The following is a 19,536-nucleotide window of genomic DNA, read 5'->3' on the forward strand; positions in this document are numbered from 1 at the left end:
AACTCGGAGTTCTCGTCATACAAAATACAGGCCTAATATAGCGGCAAACTCGTATCCACTTCTTCGGCCCATGCATTGATTCCGCCTTTGAGGTTCTTCATCTTCTTAAAGCCTGCGCTTGAAAGGATCTCGATCGCGCGGGCGGAACGGGAACCACGTTTACAGAAGACGATCATCTCTTCGGCCGAGTCCAGTTCGGACATGCGTTGGGCAACTTCACCGAGAGGGATGTTCTTCGCACCTTTGATGGCGGAGATCTCCAATTCGTGAGGTTCACGCACATCGAGCAGGAACAGGTTCGGGGTCCGTTCGAGGCGGGCTTGCATCTCCTGTGGCGTGATATCCCAGCCAACACCAGCGGAGGTATCATCCGCATTGTGACCGGGGACTCCACAGAACTCTTCGTAATCGATCAACTCTTTGATATCGGCGTTGGGTCCGCATACACGGCAGTTGGGATTCTTCTTGAGTTTGACAAAGTCAAAGCTCATGTCGAGCGCATTGTATAACAACAGTTTGCCGATGAGCGGTTCACCGATGCCCAGCAGAACCTTGATGGCTTCCGTGGCTTGGAGCGTGCCAACCGTGCCGGGCAGAACGCCAAGCACACCACCCTCCGCGCACGAAGGAACGAGGCCCGGAGGAGGCGGTTCGGGGAAGAGACAGCGATAGCACGGACCTTCCTTGGCGTAGAAGACGCTCACCTGCCCATCGAAGCGGAAGATGGATCCGTAGATGTTGGGCTTGCCAAGAAAAACAGCGACATCGTTGGTGAGGTAACGGGTCGGAAAGTTATCGGTGCCGTCAATGATGATGTCATAATCCTTCGCGAGACGAAGCGCATTTTCGGAAGTGTACGGTTCGTTGTAAACGTCAACTTGAATATCGGGGTTGAGGTCGGTGAGACGTTCGCGAGCGCTATCCACTTTCAACTTGCCGATGGTGGATGTACCGTGAATGACCTGTCGTTGCAAGTTGGATGCGTCAACAGTATCGAAATCCACCAAGCCAATGCGGCCGATGCCCGCCGCAGCGAGATAGAGCGCCACGGGAGAACCAAGTCCGCCGGTGCCGATGACGAGCACAGAGGAGTTCTTGAGTTTGATCTGTCCCTGCAAACCAACTTCGGGCATGAGCAGGTGGCGCGAGTAGCGCAGGATCTGTTTATGTGAGAGTTCTTCGATCATAATTTACCTTTTTAACCACAAAGGACATCAAGTACACTAAGGAAAGCTTTTACACCTTCGTGACCGTTGTGTCCTTTGTGTTTAAGAATTTTTTCCGCCCGCAATGGACGGGATCAACATGATGCGGTCACCATCCTTGATGGGTGTATCCACGCCCTGCAGGTCTTTGATGTTGCTTTCGCCGACGAACAAGTTCACGAACGGACGCAGGTCGCCGCCTTCGTTGAATAGGTGCGGCTTGATGGCCGGGTATTGGGTTGTCAGGTCGTTCAGGGCTTCTGAAATTTTTGCGCCGCTCACAGTCACTTCGCTTTTGCCGCTGGTGTAGGGGCGCAACGGGGTTGGGATTCTCAACGTGGTCATGGATTCTATTTTCTCTCGTTTCGTTATTTAATTAGCCACAGAGTTCACAAAGACCTTTGAGAAAAAACGCAGAGAACTCTGTGGTCTCTGTGGCTGGAGTTCTAGATAAACAATTGTACATCAGCATCAGCGGCATATTCAAGGAACGTTGCCGCGCCACCAATCTCAGCCTGCGGGATGAAATCTTCCTTTTTGAAGCCGAAGACATCCATCGTCATCTGGCATCCGATCAAACGAACACCCAGGTCAAGAGATGCTTCACGAAGTTCCTCAATGGTGGCAACGCCTTTGTTCTCAAAGGTCTGCTTCATCAAGGTTGTAGCCAGACTTTCAAAACCAGGCACATTCGCCATCAGCAAGTTGGGCATCGCCCAATTGATATTTTGAAAACTTTCGGGGCCAAAGGGCATCTTCATCGGCATGGCCGGGTTACCCAACGGCGAAACCATGGCAGTCAGTTCAGGCTTAAGCAAGGTCAAACCATAAAAGGTAAAGAAGATACCCACTTCCCAACCCATTGCAGCAGCAGCACTGCCAAGGATAAATGGCGGATACGCCCAGTCCAGAGTCCCTTTGCTGGAGATGAGAGCAAGTCTCTTCGGCCCATTCGGATTCGATTTAGACATACATCTCTCCTAGGCCTTCTTCAAAAAGAAAATGAACTTTTCGCCTTCAGTGGTCGAAAGCAACAATTCGTTGCCGGTCTGGCGACTCCACGCGGCGATATCCGGTGGCGAGCCTGCATCTGTGGCGATCATCTTCAAGATCTGCCCCGATTGCATCTCTCTCATGGCTTTTGTTGTTTTTACGATCGGCATTGGGCAAAGCAAGTCTGTGCAATCCAACAAGACGTCTTCTTTGATCACTTCAACATCATTCATTGTATATCTCCTGAATTAAATAATTTCTATTTTTTCTTCTTCATACGTGGTGCGGTCTTCCACCAACCGCCACGAACGGTGACTGACTGAACGACCCTCATCCACGCGTGTAATAATGTACGAGAAAAATGGTTGTGCCCACTCACGGTCATATTCAGATGGCACATTCGGACAATCAGGATGGGAATGAAACACACCGATCAAGTCCACGCCCAACTCCATCGCTTTCATTTCAGCCTTCATGTAATCTTCGGGCGTCAGCAAAAAGCGGTTATAGCGCGCTTCTTCTTCACGCGCATTCTCCAATGGCAAAATGTCCTTCACTTCACCTTCCACGCCGAGCAAAAACCCCGCCCCTTCACCCGGGTATGCACGCTCCACGTGTGCGTTGATCTGTTCGACCAACTGTTTCGATACAACAAGCATTACTTAGCCTCCCACAAAGATTTATCGCTCAGATACTTATAACCAGCATCTGGGAATACCGTAACCACAACACCTTCATCCAATTCACTTGCAACTTGAAGCGCAGCGACAGCCGCCGCACCGGACGAGATCCCCACGAACAGACCTTCCTCACGCGCCAGCCTTTTCACCATCCCATGCGCCGCCTCAGTCTGGACCTCGAGGTTGGTCCCCGCCAATGACTCATCATAAATCCCCGGCTTGATCGCACTAGGCATATGCTTGAGCCCTTCGAGACCGTGGAACGGCGCATCGGGTTGGAAGGAAATGATCTTCACGTTGGGTACATTCTCAAGCAAATATCGTCCGGTACCGGTCAACGTACCCGAGGTACCGAGGCCCGCAACGAAATGCGTTACCTGTCCATTCGTTTGATAGACGATCTCAGGTCCTGTGGACTTGTAATGCGCGCCCCAATTGGCCGGATTGTTATATTGATTGGCATACCAATACACATCAGGCTCTGCGGCCGCAATTTCACGCGCCTTGAGGATTGCACCATCCGAGCCATCCAGTGGGTCGGTCAATATCAACTCCGCACCCAACGCCCGGAGAATAGACATCCGCTCGGGGCTGGCGTTGCCCGGTATCGTGATCGTGACCGGGATTCCCAACACCGCGCCGAATGTGGCATACGAAATGCCCATGTTGCCGGAGGTTGAGTCAAGCAAACGCTTACCGTTTCCAAGTTCGCCGTTGGCAAGCGCAGTTTGAATGATGTTAAGTGCAGGCCGGTCCTTGACGGAGCCGCCCGGGTTGAACCATTCAGCTTTGGCAAAGACCCTTACACGAGGAGACAGGCCTGAGGTCACGCGGCGAAGCGGGAGAAGAGGCGTCTCCCCCACATGAGAGGCGAGTCCATCCAGAGGAAATGATTTTGATTCAGTGATTCGATAATCCAGTAAAGTCATAGTGTCTCTATTTAAAATAAGCAGTCAACAGATAAACAAAAAGACGGCGAACGAGCGCCACACGTTGCGATTTCTGCACGCGGGGGTCGTCCTACCGTCTGATGAGTCCGTTGACTGCGGGAAAGTATCTCAGGCGGTGGTTACGAACCCCGCCGTCGACACGAGCAATACGTAAAAGTGACCATGGTCATGTTCATAAGATGACGGCAATTTTACTGTTCTTACCTGAATTGTCAAGGAAAATATACCGCACTGGGTATTATATGTCTGACGTATTAACCGCCAGCCGCCGCCGCCAGAATGCGGACAATATCCTTCTCCCCCACTGGCGTTTCGTTTCCGCTCAGCTCTTTCACATGCACATCGTTCACGAATAAACTGATGTGTCTGCGCAGGTTGCCGTTCCCATCAAATACATGGAATTTGAGTTGCGGATATTTTTCCACGGCATTTTGTACAGCTTCCAACGCAGTAGTGCCCGATACCTCGAAATGAGTTTGCTTATCGGTGTAATAACTGATGACGCTCGAAACACGAATCATTGGCATGGAGGTATTGTACTGTAGGCACGTAAACATGAAAACAGGTACACAAGCCTTTCAACTTGTGTACCTGTCTGCTTTAGGCTTGCTAACGAACTACTCTTCTTTCTTCGCTTCCATTTCCTTCTTATGGGCTTCGATGATCTGGTTCGCAATGTGAGTCGGCACTACATCATAGTGGTCGAACTCCATTGTGAAATAACCGCGTCCACCTGTGATCGAACGGACCTGTGTGGTGTAGCGCGTCATCTCAGACATCGGCACATGAGCAATGACAACTGTTGTACCACGTTCTGATTCTGTGCCTTGCACACGTCCACGGCGGGTGTTGAGGTCACTCATCACATCGCCCATGTTCGCATCTGGGACAAAGACACGCACGGTCATGATCGGCTCGAACAATACCGGTCCAGCTGCTTCTACAGCTAACTTGAAGGCCTCACGTCCTGCAATTTCAAAGGCTACGGGCTTGGAATCCACTTCATGTTCCTTGCCGTCATATACGATCACCTTTACATTGCTCATCGGGTAACCAGCAAACGCACCGCGCTCCATGGTAGCCTTGATGCCCTTTTCAATTGGAGGCAGGTAAGACTTGGAGAGGTTCATACCTACAAGTTCATCGTCAAACGCAAAGTCACCTTCGGGATAAGGTTCAATGCGTAAATGCACTTCACCAAATTGGCCTGCACCGCCTGATTGTTTCTTGTGACGATATTGGGCACTGGCTTTTCTAGTAATGCCTTCACGGTATGGGATCTTCGGTTCGTGAGTGCTCAAACCTACCTGGAATTTCGCCTGCGCACGATGGATCGCCACGTCAATGTGCTGATCGCCCATGCCCTGTAAAACAGTTTCATGTGTGATCAGGTCGCTCTGCCACGAGAGAGTCATATCTTCTTCGCACAGACGGGTCAACGTCGGCGAGATCTTGGCCGCATCGGCCTGTGTCTTGGGCGTGATCGCCACGCGGTACAAAGCCGCAGGGAATTTCGGCGGCACAATGGTCAATGGATGACCTTTATCGCAGAATGTATCGCCCGTTACAGTTGCGGTCAGTTTGGAAACGACAGCAATATCACCGGCATGGACAGTCTTGGCCGGGAACGATTCCTTGCCGCGCTGGAAGTGCAAACCAGAGACGCGTTCATCAACACCCTTGGTTTGATTCCACACATGGGCATCGCCCTGCATGGTACCGGAGAATACACGGAAGTACGTCATCTTTCCAACGAACGGATCAGCCGTGGTCTTCCAAACATACGCCGCCAATGGACCGGAGTCTGAAGGTTTTAATTCTTCTTCCCCATCTTTGCCCTGTGCCATGCGTTTGGGGCCCTGAGCAGGAGGTGGCATCAAGTCAATAATGTCGTTCAATAACGCAAGCGAACCAATTTCACGTCCACCTGCCGCACAAAAGACCGGGACAAACTCACCAGCGTAAACAACATCCTCGAGACCGCGAACCATCTCGGCGTCCGTGAGAGAACCGTTCTCGAGGTATTTCTCCATCAATTCATCTTCACCCTCGGCCGCGTCTTCCACCATCGCAAAGTGCGCCGCTTCCGCCGCTTCTTTCAACTCCGCAGGGATCTCGGTGGTGGTCTTGCCATCACCCATGTAACACTTCATACCGATCACATCCACCACACCTTTGAAATCCTGCTTCTCACCGATAGGGATATGAACCTGTACAACACGTTTGCCATGCGCCTGTATAAATTCCGTCACAGCTTCGTATGTCTTTTGAAAATCAGCATTATCGCGATCCATCTTGTTGATCACAATAAAACGTGGCAGATTGAATTCGTCGGCGTAGCGCCATGCAAGTTCAGTGCCGACCTCAATACCCGCAACAGCATCTACTAAAATAATCGCGCCGTCAGCCACACTCATGGCAGAGATCATCTCGCCAACAAAGTCTGTGTAGCCCGGCGCGTCAATGATATTGATCTTATGATCGCGATGCTCTATGGGAATTATGCTTGAATAAATGGAAATTTTTCGACGGTGTTCCTCATCATCATAATCTGAAACTGTTGTCCCGTCCTCGACCTTGCCTAACCTTGTCGTAGCCCCCGTTACATGAAGAAATGCCTCCGCCAACATTGTTTTACCCGCGCCGCCATGCGATACCAGCGCAACGTTGCGAAGAAACTCGGTGGTATACTCTTTCATAAATAAAGCCCTTCCTATTCAGTTGGGAATATGTAGCAAGTTGCATGATTGTAAAAGAACTCAAATGAATTGTCAAAGTGACAACCATCTTTATTTAAAGTGACATTGTGAGCCTCGCAAATCGCATCAAGCATGTTCCGCCGCCTAACCTTTAACCTTTGGTATTTCCGCAAACCGCCCTGGGATAGCGGCATCTCTCCTCCCGAACTTCTACAATTTATTCACACCCATCCTCCCGGCAAAGCTATTGACCTCGGTTGTGGCACCGGCACAAATCTCATCACGCTTGCACATGCCGGTTGGCAGGTCACAGGGGTGGATTTTGCCTCGCGTGCCATTCGCATGGCCAAAGACAAACTCAAACGCGAAAATCTCACAGCCGAACTGCACGTGGGCGATGTAACCAAGCTCGATCATATCCCCGACTCTTTTGATCTTGCTCTCGATATCGGGTGCTTTCATAGTCTTTCCTCCGAAAGCAAACTGGACTATCTAACTCAACTGGATCGACTCCTCGCCCCAAACGGATTCTGGCTCCTATACAGTTTCATCAACCCAAACCCGCTTCAACCTACCATTGGACTTGTTGATGCCGAAATTGACCTTCTCTCCTCCCGGTTCTCTCTCCTCTCCCGCCAAAACGGATTCGATAGGCGCGAACGATACTCAGCATGGTTCTTATTCCAATCAGGAAAATAATTTCGTATGAAATCTGACATCCGCATCTTCAAAGATTTAGAAACACTAAGCCACGAAGCGGCCAATCTCTTTACCGAACAAGCCGCACATGCCATAACAGAACACGGACGATTTCTCGTTGCATTGAATGGTGGTAGCACACCGAATCGTCTCTTTCAGCTACTGGCAACAGAATATCGAGACAAGGTCGAATGGGACAAAGTCCACGTATTCTGGGGCGACGAACGATGTGTCCCACCCGATGACCCAGGCTCCAGTTACGGACAGGCGCGCGACGCACTCTTTGTCCACGTGCCAATACCTGAGACGAACATCCATCGTGTCATTGGGGAACACGAACCTGTCAAAGCCGCGCAAGAATATGCAGTGACGCTGAAAGAGTTTGCATCTCCTCCATTGGACTTTCCACGCTTCGATCTGGTGTACCTCGGTATGGGTGAAGATGGACACACCGCATCCCTGTTCCCTAATTCTCTCTTGGATGTGACAGAGCCAACTCTGCCAGTTACTGCGCAGTATCAGGATCGTCCCGCCAATCGTGTAACGCTTACACAGCTCGTGCTCAATCAAGCACACATGGTCACCTTTATGGCAACGGGTGAAAAGAAAGCAAATACGCTGGCAGAAGTGCTAAGCGACAGATATAATCCAGCACTATTGCCTGCCCAACGGATCGAACCCAGGGATGGCAGATTGATCTGGTTGATAGATGAGACCGCGGCAAGTAGATTGCCAAAACAATTAACTAAAAAATTTTGTGAAGGATAAATAGTTTGTTTGGAGTTGGCGAGCTTCCTCTCGCACATGAACCAACAAACTGGCTAACTCCAAAGGATAAATATGGAAAATGGTTTACCAACATCAATTGTGATCTTCGGCGCATCAGGTGACCTGACACAGCGCAAACTTGTGCCATCGCTTTTCAACTTGTTCCTCAAGGGACGCATGCCCAAGCAATTCCGCATCATCGGGTACGGCAACACAGCATTTTCCGATGACCAGTTCCGCGCACACATCGAAGAAGGCATGAAACAATTTGCGCCCTATAAATATAAGGATGAAGATTGGAGTGCATTTGCAACCAATATCGTCTACCAACAAGGGCGCTATACAGACCTTGAGGACTTCAAAAAACTTGCGACCATCATCACGAAATGGGAAGTCAACTCAGGTAACCGTGTCTACTACATGGCAACACCGCCCGGCGTCTTCCCCAACATCATTGACCTGCTCGGTCTCACAGAACAGCTGGCAGAAAACGGCGGTTGGAGACGTGTTGTCATTGAAAAGCCGTTCGGCACAGATTTCAAATCTGCTCGAAGTCTAAATGACCAGATCCATAAAACGCTCAACGAGAATCAGATCTATCGCATTGATCATTATCTTGGCAAAGAAACCGTGCAAAACATTTTGGTCACCCGCTTTGCCAATACCATCTTTGAGCCGCTTTGGAATCGAAACTATATTGATCATGTAGAGATCACCGTGGCCGAGGAAGTTGGCGTGGAACATCGTGCCCGTTTCTATGATGGCATCGGCGTAGTACGTGACATGTTCCAAAACCACCTCTTGCAACTGCTGACCCTCGTGGCCATGGAACCGCCCGCATCGTTTGACGCGACAGCCTTACGCAACGAAAAAGTGAAAGTATTATCTTCCATCCGACCGATGAAGGAAGAAGAAGTTGCGTTGAACACTGTCCGCGCACAATATAAAGGATATCGCGAAGAGAACGGCGTAGACCCGCAATCGACTACGCCTACCTTTGCGGCGATCCGCATGCAGGTGGATAACTGGCGCTGGCAAGGTGTACCATTCTATTTGCGCTCCGGTAAACGCCTGAAAGAAAAACTTTCGCAGATCACCATTCAATTCAAAGAGCCGCCGCACCTGCTTTTCCCGAACAAAAGCGGAAAGCTCACGCCAAACATGCTCGTGCTTTACCTCCAACCTGATGAAGGTGTACATTGGCGCTTTGAAGCAAAGACTCCCGATACCATCTCTGACTTACACTCTGTAGACATGGAATTCCATTATGCCGACTCTTTCGGCAAGATCGCGATCCCTGAGGCCTATGAACGCCTCCTGTTGGACACGTTAACAGGAGATGCATCTCTATTCACTCGCGCAGACGAAGTGGAAACCGCCTGGAGATTAATAGACCCCATCATCACGGGCTGGGAAGCACGCAAACAGCCCATCGCTAGTTACGAGAATGGCTCATGGGGACCCGCCGAAGCAGATGAACTGCTTGCACGAGATGGCAGGAAATGGTCAACTTGGGATGGTAGAAACGAATAACAAAACAAAAGCCCGACTTTTACAGTCGGGCTTTGAATTTAATATTTCCTATTTAGTAATTACCACCCACGCGCTTGAATCTTCTGCAACAACTCTTGTCCCTCCGGACGGAAACAACGAAGCGATCTGCAACGGGGCCAGAAAGTGACTTCGCATCAACAATAACTTCTCTGCCAGTGCGATCAACTTCACACCAAAAGTGCGGATATCTGGTTCTTCGATGATGATCCGCCCGCCGGGTTTGACAACACGAAGCATTTCTTTTGCAGACGCAGATTGATCAACGACATGGTGTAAGGCATCCACCATGATAATACGTTCGAAAGAGTTGTCAGAGAAAGGTAAAGATTCTGAATACGAGCAAACAGGCCGAAACGACGAACGATGCGTTTGTTTCAACATCCCCATCGAAACATCAGCAATTACCACTTCATCTACATCTTTCAACAAGGCCGATACAACTCGCCCTGTGCCACCACCGATATCAAGTAATCTCCCATTTACGGGCAGGCCAGCCAACTCACGCATTTTATCCAACGATGAATAGGTAGCCCGCGCATAGATCGGAGCAATGACATCAAAATGATCAAAGGGCATATCACGAGTCCACAGTGATCAGGTCTTTTATACGCTCATAAGTGCCGGGGCCAATACCCGATACATTGACGATATCTTCAGTGGAAAGGAACGGTCCATTCGTTTCGCGATAGTCAACGATCTTTTGTGCAGTTGTGGGGCCAATGCCCGGCAAAGCTTCAAGCTCAACAGAAGAGGCGGTGTTGATGTTGACCAGATCGTTCGTTATTTCGATCTCTTGAATGCGCGTTTCTGCTGTGGGAATCACCGGCGAAAAACCTTCGCCATAAGGAATATCCAACATCTCGCCATCTTCAAGTGGACGCGCTAGATTGATCGTCTCTTTATCGGCTTCTGCAAGGAAACCACCTGCGGCAGAGATCACATCTTGCACACGCGCGCCTTCAGGCAAAGCATACACACCGGGGCGCGGTACAGCACCGGTAACGTGGACAACGATCGGTTTCTCGGTCGGCGGCGGGCGGAGCGTGACCGCCTCCCCACTTGGGTTGCGCGCCACCACCCACACAAGAGCGGCCACGAACAAACCAAACAAAATCCCCGAGATCATGTAAAGAACAGATTTTATATTTTGCATCGCATTGATTTTACTGCAACTTCATGATGAGCAGACGTTCCTCTCTCTGCGCCAATGTGGTCACCAACCCCGCCAGTTTGCTCATGCGCTGAAAATAGCGCGGCATCTCTTCATAGGTCAGCACACGAAAGCCGAACTTTTCATAAAGTGACCCGTTCGATGACTCACACATCAAATACAAAGGGCGCGGACTTTCCTTCAACAGATATTCAATGATCGCGCGTGCAACACCCTGCCCGCGATATTCAGGATACACAGCAATCGAAGCCAATTCAAGGATATCTGTCCCATGAGGCTTCAGCTGGCCGCATCCGATCATTACATCTTGAGCATCTACCGCCACGACAAAACGCTTCCAATCCAAACCCATCGGGTTGATCCCCACTAAATTAATAATTCTCGTATTCGAGCGGATTCTGATTCCTTCGCAGGACGTAAAGTGTAATGAGTCATATAGTTTGATCCGTAAAGGCAGGGTTCCCTGCCCAATGAGATTAAATCAGGCCCGCCGCGACAATGATAATAAACGTCGCGATGAACCAATGGATTAAGAACGGCCACACAAAGGATTTTGTTCTGTAGGCCACCCAACCAAACGCGAAACCGCCAAAGATCGTGGAGAGAGTCTCCACTTCGGGCTTGCCATTATGCATCAACGCAAACGGGACAGCCTGCACCCACAACGACTCTGGCCCAAATTTGCGGGCGTACCCGAACAAGATCCAGCCACGGAAGATGAACTCCCAACCAATGAGGTCAAGGAAAGTCGTCCATGGCAGACCTTTGACATACGGCTTGTAATAACCTTGCATAGACGCATCACCGTGCCCCAGATAATAAATAATGGGCGCCATCAGCAAAATCCCAATGGCCGTGATGATAAGTCCTGCCTTCCAGTCCCCGAGGGAGAAGCCATACTCTTTCGGGTTCTCCCGGAAGAAGACCAGAATAATAAGCAGTGGGATGACAAGATACAGGATTACCCTATCCCAATACTTATACGGGGTCAGGCGATGGTAATAATCCACCATCAACAACAAAGTAGAGACAATAGTGATGGTGACGATCTTCCAATCAAATTTTAGTTTTTCGCCAAGGAGATATTTCATAGTAGTCGGTAATCAGTTTCCATTTATCAGTATGGGAAGTAGGATTGATTTCCCTTGGGGCCAAGTAATTGCGCTATTTTATCCCAGTCACGGTGAAGTTCAAGTCCCCAATTGAGTAGGAGCAGAACAGCACAAATCACCCCCACCATGACAAGGATTTTTCCAGTCTGCGATTCATGCCATCGGGCGGATAAAGTGTTAAGTCCATTTACCCAAAATTGCGAGGCAAGAATGGCAATATAAGGGACAAGCGCCAAATGGAAGCGGTCTTCTGCAAGGATGAAGACATGCGGGAGAATATATGCGCCAAATAAAAGCAAAAGCAATTCCGTTTGTGATGTCCGCTTGAGGAGAGCCAAGCCAAGTGAAGCAGAGACACTAATCACTACAAATGGCAAAAGCAAAATTGCGGAGATGGTCAACAATATCGGAAGTGGAATGTATCCCAGAATATCGTTTGCATAGAAATACATCAACACACGTTTCTCAAGGCCAAAGAAAAAGCCCAAGCGATTGACTGCCAGCGGCACAAATCTTTCAGGTTGTGTTTTGATGAACTCAACAGCTTTTTGTGTGCCAACTTTGTCGCGGACAGCATCATCAAGAATAGGAAGCAGGTCTAAAGATGGGCCAAAGACAAAAGAGCCGTTCCCCTTTGGGTGATAGCCAAGATATAGGTTATATCCCATCGAGGTTTCAATGCCAGTCAAATTGTGATGGAGCAATGAGTTACGAACCATCCATGGGGTGATCGTCAACGCAAAGGCGAGAGCTACAAATACTGCGCCGCGTTTTTGTTTGAGAGAGAACCACATCCACAAAACGACAAGCCCGGCAAATGGAAGAATGACAGAGCGAGTGAGAGCGGTGAGACCGAGGAAGAAGCCAGAAAGGATAAAGGATGAAGGATGAAGGATGAATTTCTCACCAGCTTTAGGTTCCTCTATTGTTTTCAAAAGAAAGAGGAAAGAAGCAAGGAGAAGAACAAAGAAAGGATTTTCGGTACCAAGGCCGAGAGGATAAACAAGAAGAAGAGGATATGTAGCAACGATCCAAGCAGATATCTTTGCGGCACGTTCTACCTTCTCGTCTAATAGGAGAGACGAAAATAGTTTCTTTGCCGCCCAATATGTCAAAGGCGCGAGTGGCGCTCCAAGAAGAACAACTTGCGCAATGCGCGCGGCGAGGAAGCGCGAGAAACCTGTCCCGCTGAAAAAGTAGACGATGGCGAGAAAGGCCGGGTACAACGGCGCGCGGAACGAAGTGGGAATGCCGAGGCTGGGATCATAGTCCTTAACGCTGGTCAGGTCGAAGTCCACGAAAGAGGCGAGTTGTTTTAAGTCCACCTCGGCATACCAGCGGAAACCATGTCCACCCGCGAGACTGCGTGCCAGCATGTCATACTGAAACATGTCATCGAGGCCGATGCCCAATCCACGCGTGAGCAGGATAGGGATCAGGCGAAAGACAAGTGCAACGATAAAAATTTTGAGGGGAAATGATCTCATATTAAACATAAAACGGATTGCACCATTGTACCGTGCAATCCGTTTTATCTTACGCTACGATGTGCATCTTGGCTTTAAGGGCTTCGATACGTCTTGCGAGGTACGGCATGAAGTAGCCGTTATATTTTTCCCATAATTCGGGGAGCGACCAATCGGTGCCTTTGACCTGCCCACGGCAATTGGGACTGCCACAATAGCAGTCGAACTCATCGTAATTCGAACCATCACACATGGCGTAATCGAAGTTAAGTTCCTCCCCAGCTTCGATATTGCGCATGGCGATCAAACCGATCTGCCCTGTAAACCCAACATTGGGATCACAGGAATGGTTGAAGCAATCGGTAGGCTCTAAAGGAAGCGGGGCTTCCAAATACAAGCCTTCCTCGATCTGGAGGATGCGTTGCGTGAAGAACTGCATCTTGGGGTTGAGCTCTTCATGAGCCACGATACGGCCTCCCCACAGGCATATCAACTCGCCTTTCTTGATCGGTTCGCGAGCAAATACGCCGCACCCGCCTTTCTCTTCAAATACACCCGAGTCACATTTCGGGTTCAGATGGGAATAAAACTGTCCGGTCATTCTATCCTTTCGTTTTTGGTGTAGGCATTTCGCCCAAAATGATCTTTGGCAGAGCCAAAGTACAGCACAAATTTCGTAACCACAGAATCAAAAACAGCCAATACAACAGCTCTTAACCACTGTGTTGACTGCATGACGTTAAGCAGTCCCGCCGCCTCACCAAGTCTGAGTTGGAGGGCGGCGGAAGCCAGATTTTATTCGTGGCGTAATTTAGATGAGGGGCACAAGCATCTGTTCATTCACACTCGTGCGAGTCGTTAGAATATAAACTCTCCTTTTAGAATTATCTGCAATTGTAATTGTTCCTGACGTGATGTCAATCTTTTGGTTTGAGGAGTTTTGGGGGATGAAGAACACGCTTCACTCTTAAGGGAAGTCTGATTCTGTTTCACTCAACTTTATACAAGCTGACAGTTTAATAAAAAACATCGCTTCCCATTCCCCCAAGCTTGCTTCCGTTAAATCAGCCTTAACTACCCTGAGGCCAGCCCTACCAACGCCCGAAACCCGCTATACGCCTCAGCCATCTCCCTCGCCGAAAAAGAGACGCGCGTCCCATCTCGCTGAGTGAATGGAATCCGCGAAACTTTGTCGGCCATATCCGAAGTAAAGAATTCCACAGTCACACGTACAGGCACGTCCAATATAAATGGATCCGGCACGTCACCATCCAACAATCTCTCCACCGCACGCGAAGCAGAAACGAAGATCATTTGCTTTGTCATTGCAGGAGCCAAACATTCTGCCGCAAACCGTCCTACCGCCTGTTTGACTACTGCTGTTTCCATATCACCCAATGCTTCTACAATTTGTGCACAAGCTGTTTGGTCACCAGATGTCATAATCACAGGCACTCCAAAATGGCCGGCCAGCGCCGCATTCAAACCGTATTCCCCGGTCAAAATATCATTTAGCCATACATTGGCAACCGTTGCCGATGACCAGGTGTGATCAAGGACTGCATTTGGTGTTCCATTACGTGCGTGATACCCAATAAAGAAAACCCCATCTACTGTTTCATCAATTCCTTGCATCATCGAAAAGGGAGCAGGCGACCCTGTATTCAGTCGCGCACGCGGGTCAAGCTCTTCGATCAAGATATTGGAACCGTCCCAATGTCCATCTGCAACAATGATCTCATCCGCACCCGCTTCCATCGCCCCACGGATCGCGGCATTCACATCCTGTGTCATCAACTTACGAAATCGCGCATATTCTGCATGGCCCGGCGTGACTTGCTCCCATGTGGTCACGCCCGTAATTCCCTCCATGTCTGCGGCAACAAGGATCTTCATTTCATTCTCCAATCCACATTACTGTTTCGCCAAGCGTTTCTCCAACAACCGTCCGATCCATGGATAGCGATATTCATCACCTTTGAGCACACGGTAGCCAGCCCACTGACCCATGATATGCAACAAAGGCACGATCAACATGACAACCGAGGCACAAAGCATGGAAACCAAAAACACGATCATGCTCGTCATTACAGCAGGCGATTCAAAGTCCAGCGCACCGGATGTTCCTATGGATGCCAGAAAAAATAATGCCCCACCGAAGCATATGATTCCCGCTCCAAAATAAAGGAGCAGAGTCCCTGCCTGAAACACAAATGCTTGCACAGCCTGAAACTTCAGGAACCAACTACGCTTCCCCTGCATCATCCACGCTATGACAGGTGTCAGCATTCCCCAAAAAATGATGATGACGCTGAAATGTCCCATTGCGGCAACCCAACGGTCTTCATGATCTTCGATTAACCATGTTTGTTCTTCATTTGAAGTTATCGTGTCATATCCCAGATAACGAGCAAGTTTATTCCCCATCAACGGATAGCGGAAATCTTTCCCCAAAGCACAAGTGATTGCCGCAATGATTGGCAATGCAAAATAAAGGCCCATCAAACCGAACATGACCGCGAAATGTCCACCCATCCCCATGGCAGTCAATGATCCAAAGTCCGCGCCATTATTGGCCGCCGCAACCATCTTCGAGAGTGTACTGAGAGACTGCACAACAACGATCACCAATGCGACCAGGATCCAGATCGTATATCCCAACGACTGATACCCAAGTGCCTGCAAACTTTGGAAGGCTACATAATTTGATTTCCGCCTGTAACTCGACCAACCTACAATGGGAAGCACCAGTCCTACCCCCATCGTTAGGGCAGAAAGATGAGCGATAGCTGACCAGATGCGATCTTCCGTTGTAGGCGTGTTATTCATGGAATGGTCTCGATATTAGAGTAGGATGTGAAAATATACAACGCTATTCCTCGATTTTATCAGACAGTCCCCTAGCGGGTATAATCCCCTCATCAACCCGGAGAATTGGATGACTAACCTTGCACTTTTCCCTCTAAGTGACGAACACAAAATGATCCGTGATGCCGCCAATGATTTTGCGCAGAACGAGATCGTGCCGATTGCCGCCGAGTTTGATGAAAGCGGCGAATTCCCACATGCAACGATCAAGAAGATGGGAGCTATGGGCTTTATGGGCATTGAGGTCCCTGAAGAATATGGCGGCGCTGGCATGGACACGCTTGCCTATGTTCTCGCTCTTGAGGAGATCAGCAAAGCGGATGCATCGCACGGTGTCATTATGTCGGTGAACAACTCACTATACTGTCATGGCATTCTCAAGTTTGGGACGGAAGAGCAAAAGAAAAAATTCATCACCCCCATCGCGTCCGGTAAATGTATCGGTGCATACTCATTGACCGAGCCGCAATCCGGCTCCGATGCAGGGACAATGAAATCCCGTGCCACGCTAGACGGCGATCATTACATCCTGAATGGACGCAAATCCTGGGTCACAAGCGGGCCTGTCGCTGATTATTATGTTGTCTTCATGATGACGGCCCCAGAGAAAAAGCAAAAAGGCGTGAGTGCATTTCTTGTGGAAGCAAACACGCCCGGCTTGATACGCGGAAAGAAAGAACCAAAGCTTGGCATCCGTGCATCGGCGACGAGTGAATTGATCTTTGAAAACTGTCATGTCCCTGTGGGAAACCGTTTAGGCGAGGAAGGCGACGGATTCAAGATCGCCATGACCGTACTGGACGCCGGCCGGATTGGCATTGCGACACAAGCGCTTGGGATCGCAGAAGCGGCTTATGAAGCGGCACGCAGGTATACGGTCGAGAGAGAAGCGTTTGGTCAACCTATAGGAGCATTTCAGGGAACAGGATTCAAGATCGCGGATATGAAAACACGCATCGAAGCATCCCGCTTATTGATTTATAATGCTGCGCTTGCAAAGATAAAGTCGAAAGAAACAGGCGCTCGCTATTCGCTGGAAGCGTCCATGGCAAAACTGTTCGCATCAGAGACTGCGATGTATGTCACGCATCAAGCTGTGCAGATCCATGGCGGCATGGGCTACAGCAAAGAATTACCAGTGGAACGTTACTTCCGCGATGCCAAGATCACAGAGATATACGAGGGAACAAGCGAGATACAAAGACTCGTTATATCAAGAAGTGAAATGGGGTTGAAATAACCTCGTACCAAAACAGAAAGATGATTTGAGATATTTTGTAAATGAAACGAATTCATTGGTTTGAGATTCTATTGATCGTTGTTGTCATGTCGATCAGCCTGTATGCGGCTTTGTCAGACGCGCAAAATTTGTCGATGCGTTGGTTCACACGCGATGATGCATATTATTACTTCAAGGTCGCTCAAAACATTAGCGAGGGACATGGCTCCACGTTTGACGGCATCAACCCCACAAACGGATATCACCCTCTCTGGCTTTGGATCTGCGTCCCCATCTTCGCTCTTGCACGCTTCGACCTGATCCTGCCTCTCCGAATCCTTCTCCTTGTACTGGGCGGGTTCTCAGCCGGAACGGCTATCCTACTCTTTCGCCTGCTTGGAAAGGTATTCACCCCAGCCATCGGGGCTATCGCCGCCATCTATTGGGTGTTCAGCCTTGATGTTCTGGACCGGGTTTACAAGCAAGGATTGGAAACCGGTGTTGCGGCTTTCTTCATCATGTTATTTGTGTATAAATTATTTGAATTTGAAATCACATGGAGAAAAGAACCTGTATCTACAAAACAACTGGCAATATTGGGTTTGATCGCAGTGCTTGTCATGTTCAGTCGGCTCGACCTGGTGTTCCTGGTCGGATTGGCGGGTATTACGGTCGTCTTTCGCAAGCACCCGCTTCGATACCTGCTTCCTCTTGATATAGCTTTTATCTTTATCTCCGTCTTGCTTTCCATGATCCTGCGCGTGACTTTTGATAAATACTATAAATTTTCCGATGCGGCTGTTGTCATGATCGCCTTAAGTTTGATCATCAAAATTCCCGCCGCATATTTGTCAGGGTTATATCAACACACAACGATCACAAACGTCCGTAGCCTTTTGAAACAGCTAATCCTCTTTGGCGTATCATCATCCGCAATCGTTGGGGCGCTCATGATCGTCATTACGCCAATTGGCCACTTTGAAGGATTCCCACGTGCCGTCATTTTTTACGACCTGGCAATAACACTTCTCTTCTTCGGGGGGATCAGGTTGGGTATCTTGGGAGTGCGAACCAATACAACCAAAGTCACCGCTGAAGAATCTCCGCTTAAACAAATAGCCTCAAATTGGAAAACCTGGCTAACCGAGAGTTCGATCTATTATGGCGTTGTATTGGGTGCGCTTGCTGTTTACATGCTATGGAATAAGCTCGCCTTCGGGACATCTTCACCGGTGAGCGGGCAGATCAAGCGTTGGTGGGGTTCTCTAAGCGGCCAAGTCTATGGTGGGCATGTACGCGAAGTACTCGGCTTCTTCGGCATAGATTATTCCAGCAGCGCCAACGCCTGGCATCCAGTCTCAACTATTCTCGGCGCATGGATCGAACGTTTTTATAAAATAGGCATCTCTGATGTTTATCGCTATCTAATCGTTCTCAGCGTCTTTGCGTTGGTTTTCTATATCAGACTTCTGATGGATAAACAAAAGGGGAAAAGCACCCTTATCCAATTGAGCATCATTCCGCTCTTAGCCGGGGCATGGTTACAAGTACTCTCATATCATATGACAGGGTATTCGGCCTATAAAGAGTGGTACTGGACCAGCCAACTGCTGATCAATGTGCTTGTGCTCAGCATGATCGCAGGTATGGTATTCCAAACCTTTCGTAAATACCCGGCTTCTGTAATTACTCTTTGGATAGCCGCTGGCGTCATTGGACTTAGCATGGGCTCATCGTACTGGACATATGTTGCGCGTGTGATGCCCTACAATGAAACATCAGCAAACACACCCTACAACGATATCGCGACCTTTCTCGAAGAACATACCGAACCCGGAAGCATTATCGGCATGACCGGCGGCGGTAACGCAGGGTACTTCATCCATGACCGTACCGTCGTCAACATGGATGGCTTGATCAACAGCTACGCGTACTTTCATCTTTTACAAAAACGGGAGGCCGGAAAGTATTTTATGGATATGGGCATGGATTACATCCTTGCCAACATCGAGATCCTTGGCGACCTGCCCTATAAACGTCAATTTGAACCCTATTATCAGTGGACAAATCAACGGTATGGCGGCAAGGAACTTATCCGCTATAACCCAAACCTGCCCGGGGACTGAACGGCTCATCCCCCGGGTAAGCCTGA

The 19,536-nt window shown here is 49.3% G+C and carries 19 protein-coding genes and 1 pseudogene; 5 read left to right on the top strand and 15 right to left on the bottom strand.

The window, feature by feature from the left end; all coding sequences use genetic code 11:
• Positions 1 to 32: 32 nt before the first annotated feature.
• From moeB to IPP66_21530, 7 genes and pseudogenes are all read right to left on the bottom strand, one after another.
• Positions 33 to 1,550, bottom strand: a pseudogene (gene moeB / locus IPP66_21500) (molybdopterin-synthase adenylyltransferase MoeB).
• A gap of 101 nt (positions 1,551 to 1,651) precedes the next feature.
• Positions 1,652 to 2,176 carry a DsrE/DsrF/DrsH-like family protein gene (locus tag IPP66_21505; protein ID MBK9927857.1) on the bottom strand — a complete coding sequence of 175 codons (525 nt, stop codon included), beginning with the start codon at positions 2,174 to 2,176 and terminating at the stop codon, positions 1,652 to 1,654.
• A gap of 9 nt (positions 2,177 to 2,185) precedes the next feature.
• The gene (locus IPP66_21510; protein MBK9927858.1) at positions 2,186 to 2,413 is read right to left on the bottom strand and encodes a sulfurtransferase TusA family protein; all 228 of its coding nucleotides are present in this window, start codon (positions 2,411 to 2,413) and stop codon (positions 2,186 to 2,188) included.
• A gap of 33 nt (positions 2,414 to 2,446) precedes the next feature.
• Positions 2,447 to 2,857, bottom strand: coding sequence for a M67 family metallopeptidase (locus IPP66_21515; GenBank protein ID MBK9927859.1), 411 nt, complete (start codon positions 2,855 to 2,857; stop codon positions 2,447 to 2,449).
• Entirely contained in the window at positions 2,857 to 3,807 is a 951-nt protein-coding gene (locus IPP66_21520) for a cysteine synthase family protein (GenBank protein ID MBK9927860.1), read from the bottom strand. The genes IPP66_21515 and IPP66_21520 overlap by 1 nt, the downstream gene beginning before the upstream one ends.
• 275 nt (positions 3,808 to 4,082) lie before the next feature.
• Positions 4,083 to 4,355 carry a MoaD/ThiS family protein gene (locus IPP66_21525; GenBank protein ID MBK9927861.1) on the bottom strand — a complete coding sequence of 91 codons (273 nt, stop codon included), beginning with the start codon at positions 4,353 to 4,355 and terminating at the stop codon, positions 4,083 to 4,085.
• A gap of 90 nt (positions 4,356 to 4,445) precedes the next feature.
• On the bottom strand, positions 4,446 to 6,527 hold the full coding sequence (locus IPP66_21530; protein ID MBK9927862.1) for an elongation factor G: 2,082 nt from the start codon (positions 6,525 to 6,527) through the stop codon (positions 4,446 to 4,448).
• A gap of 132 nt (positions 6,528 to 6,659) precedes the next feature.
• On the opposite strand from IPP66_21530, the gene IPP66_21535 reads away from it, so the two are divergent.
• The 3 genes from IPP66_21535 (at position 6,660) to zwf (ending at position 9,527) form a co-directional block, all read left to right on the top strand.
• A complete protein-coding gene (locus tag IPP66_21535; protein ID MBK9927863.1) occupies positions 6,660 to 7,226 on the top strand; it encodes a class I SAM-dependent methyltransferase in 567 nt (188 codons plus the stop codon).
• A 6-nt stretch (positions 7,227 to 7,232) separates the two neighbouring features.
• Entirely contained in the window at positions 7,233 to 7,994 is a 762-nt protein-coding gene (gene pgl, locus IPP66_21540; protein ID MBK9927864.1) for a 6-phosphogluconolactonase, read from the top strand.
• Between the two features lie 72 nt (positions 7,995 to 8,066).
• Positions 8,067 to 9,527 carry a glucose-6-phosphate dehydrogenase gene (zwf, locus tag IPP66_21545; GenBank protein ID MBK9927865.1) on the top strand — a complete coding sequence of 487 codons (1,461 nt, stop codon included), beginning with the start codon at positions 8,067 to 8,069 and terminating at the stop codon, positions 9,525 to 9,527.
• A gap of 48 nt (positions 9,528 to 9,575) precedes the next feature.
• Here zwf and IPP66_21550 read toward each other — a convergent pair whose 3' ends face one another.
• The 8 genes from IPP66_21550 to IPP66_21585 form a co-directional block, all read right to left on the bottom strand.
• Positions 9,576 to 10,124, bottom strand: a complete 549-nt coding sequence (locus tag IPP66_21550) for a methyltransferase domain-containing protein (protein ID MBK9927866.1) — start codon at positions 10,122 to 10,124, stop codon at positions 9,576 to 9,578.
• A 1-nt stretch (position 10,125) separates the two neighbouring features.
• On the bottom strand, positions 10,126 to 10,701 hold the full coding sequence (locus IPP66_21555; GenBank protein MBK9927867.1) for a ComEA family DNA-binding protein: 576 nt from the start codon (positions 10,699 to 10,701) through the stop codon (positions 10,126 to 10,128).
• A gap of 10 nt (positions 10,702 to 10,711) precedes the next feature.
• Positions 10,712 to 11,086 carry a GNAT family N-acetyltransferase gene (locus IPP66_21560; protein MBK9927868.1) on the bottom strand — a complete coding sequence of 125 codons (375 nt, stop codon included), beginning with the start codon at positions 11,084 to 11,086 and terminating at the stop codon, positions 10,712 to 10,714.
• Between the two features lie 109 nt (positions 11,087 to 11,195).
• Positions 11,196 to 11,810 (bottom strand): CPBP family intramembrane metalloprotease, encoded by a 615-nt coding sequence (locus IPP66_21565; GenBank protein MBK9927869.1) that lies wholly within the window; start codon positions 11,808 to 11,810, stop codon positions 11,196 to 11,198.
• Between the two features lie 26 nt (positions 11,811 to 11,836).
• On the bottom strand, positions 11,837 to 13,318 hold the full coding sequence (locus IPP66_21570) for a hypothetical protein (GenBank protein MBK9927870.1): 1,482 nt from the start codon (positions 13,316 to 13,318) through the stop codon (positions 11,837 to 11,839).
• Between the two features lie 49 nt (positions 13,319 to 13,367).
• Positions 13,368 to 13,898 (bottom strand): SET domain-containing protein-lysine N-methyltransferase, encoded by a 531-nt coding sequence (locus IPP66_21575; protein ID MBK9927871.1) that lies wholly within the window; start codon positions 13,896 to 13,898, stop codon positions 13,368 to 13,370.
• Positions 13,899 to 14,371: 473 nt separating this feature from the next.
• Entirely contained in the window at positions 14,372 to 15,193 is an 822-nt protein-coding gene (locus IPP66_21580) for a M55 family metallopeptidase (GenBank protein ID MBK9927872.1), read from the bottom strand.
• Between the two features lie 18 nt (positions 15,194 to 15,211).
• A complete protein-coding gene (locus IPP66_21585) occupies positions 15,212 to 16,126 on the bottom strand; it encodes a DUF4870 domain-containing protein (GenBank protein ID MBK9927873.1) in 915 nt (304 codons plus the stop codon).
• Positions 16,127 to 16,277: 151 nt separating this feature from the next.
• Here IPP66_21585 and IPP66_21590 point away from each other — a divergent pair, with 151 nt between their 5' ends.
• Both IPP66_21590 and IPP66_21595 read left to right on the top strand, forming a co-directional pair.
• Positions 16,278 to 17,405, top strand: coding sequence for an acyl-CoA dehydrogenase family protein (locus IPP66_21590; protein MBK9927874.1), 1,128 nt, complete (start codon positions 16,278 to 16,280; stop codon positions 17,403 to 17,405).
• 41 nt (positions 17,406 to 17,446) lie between these two features.
• Positions 17,447 to 19,510 carry a hypothetical protein gene (locus tag IPP66_21595; GenBank protein MBK9927875.1) on the top strand — a complete coding sequence of 688 codons (2,064 nt, stop codon included), beginning with the start codon at positions 17,447 to 17,449 and terminating at the stop codon, positions 19,508 to 19,510.
• Positions 19,511 to 19,536: the final 26 nt, after the last annotated feature.

Source organism: Candidatus Defluviilinea proxima, assembly GCA_016721115.1.
Lineage (GTDB): Bacteria > Chloroflexota > Anaerolineae > Anaerolineales > Villigracilaceae > Defluviilinea > Defluviilinea proxima.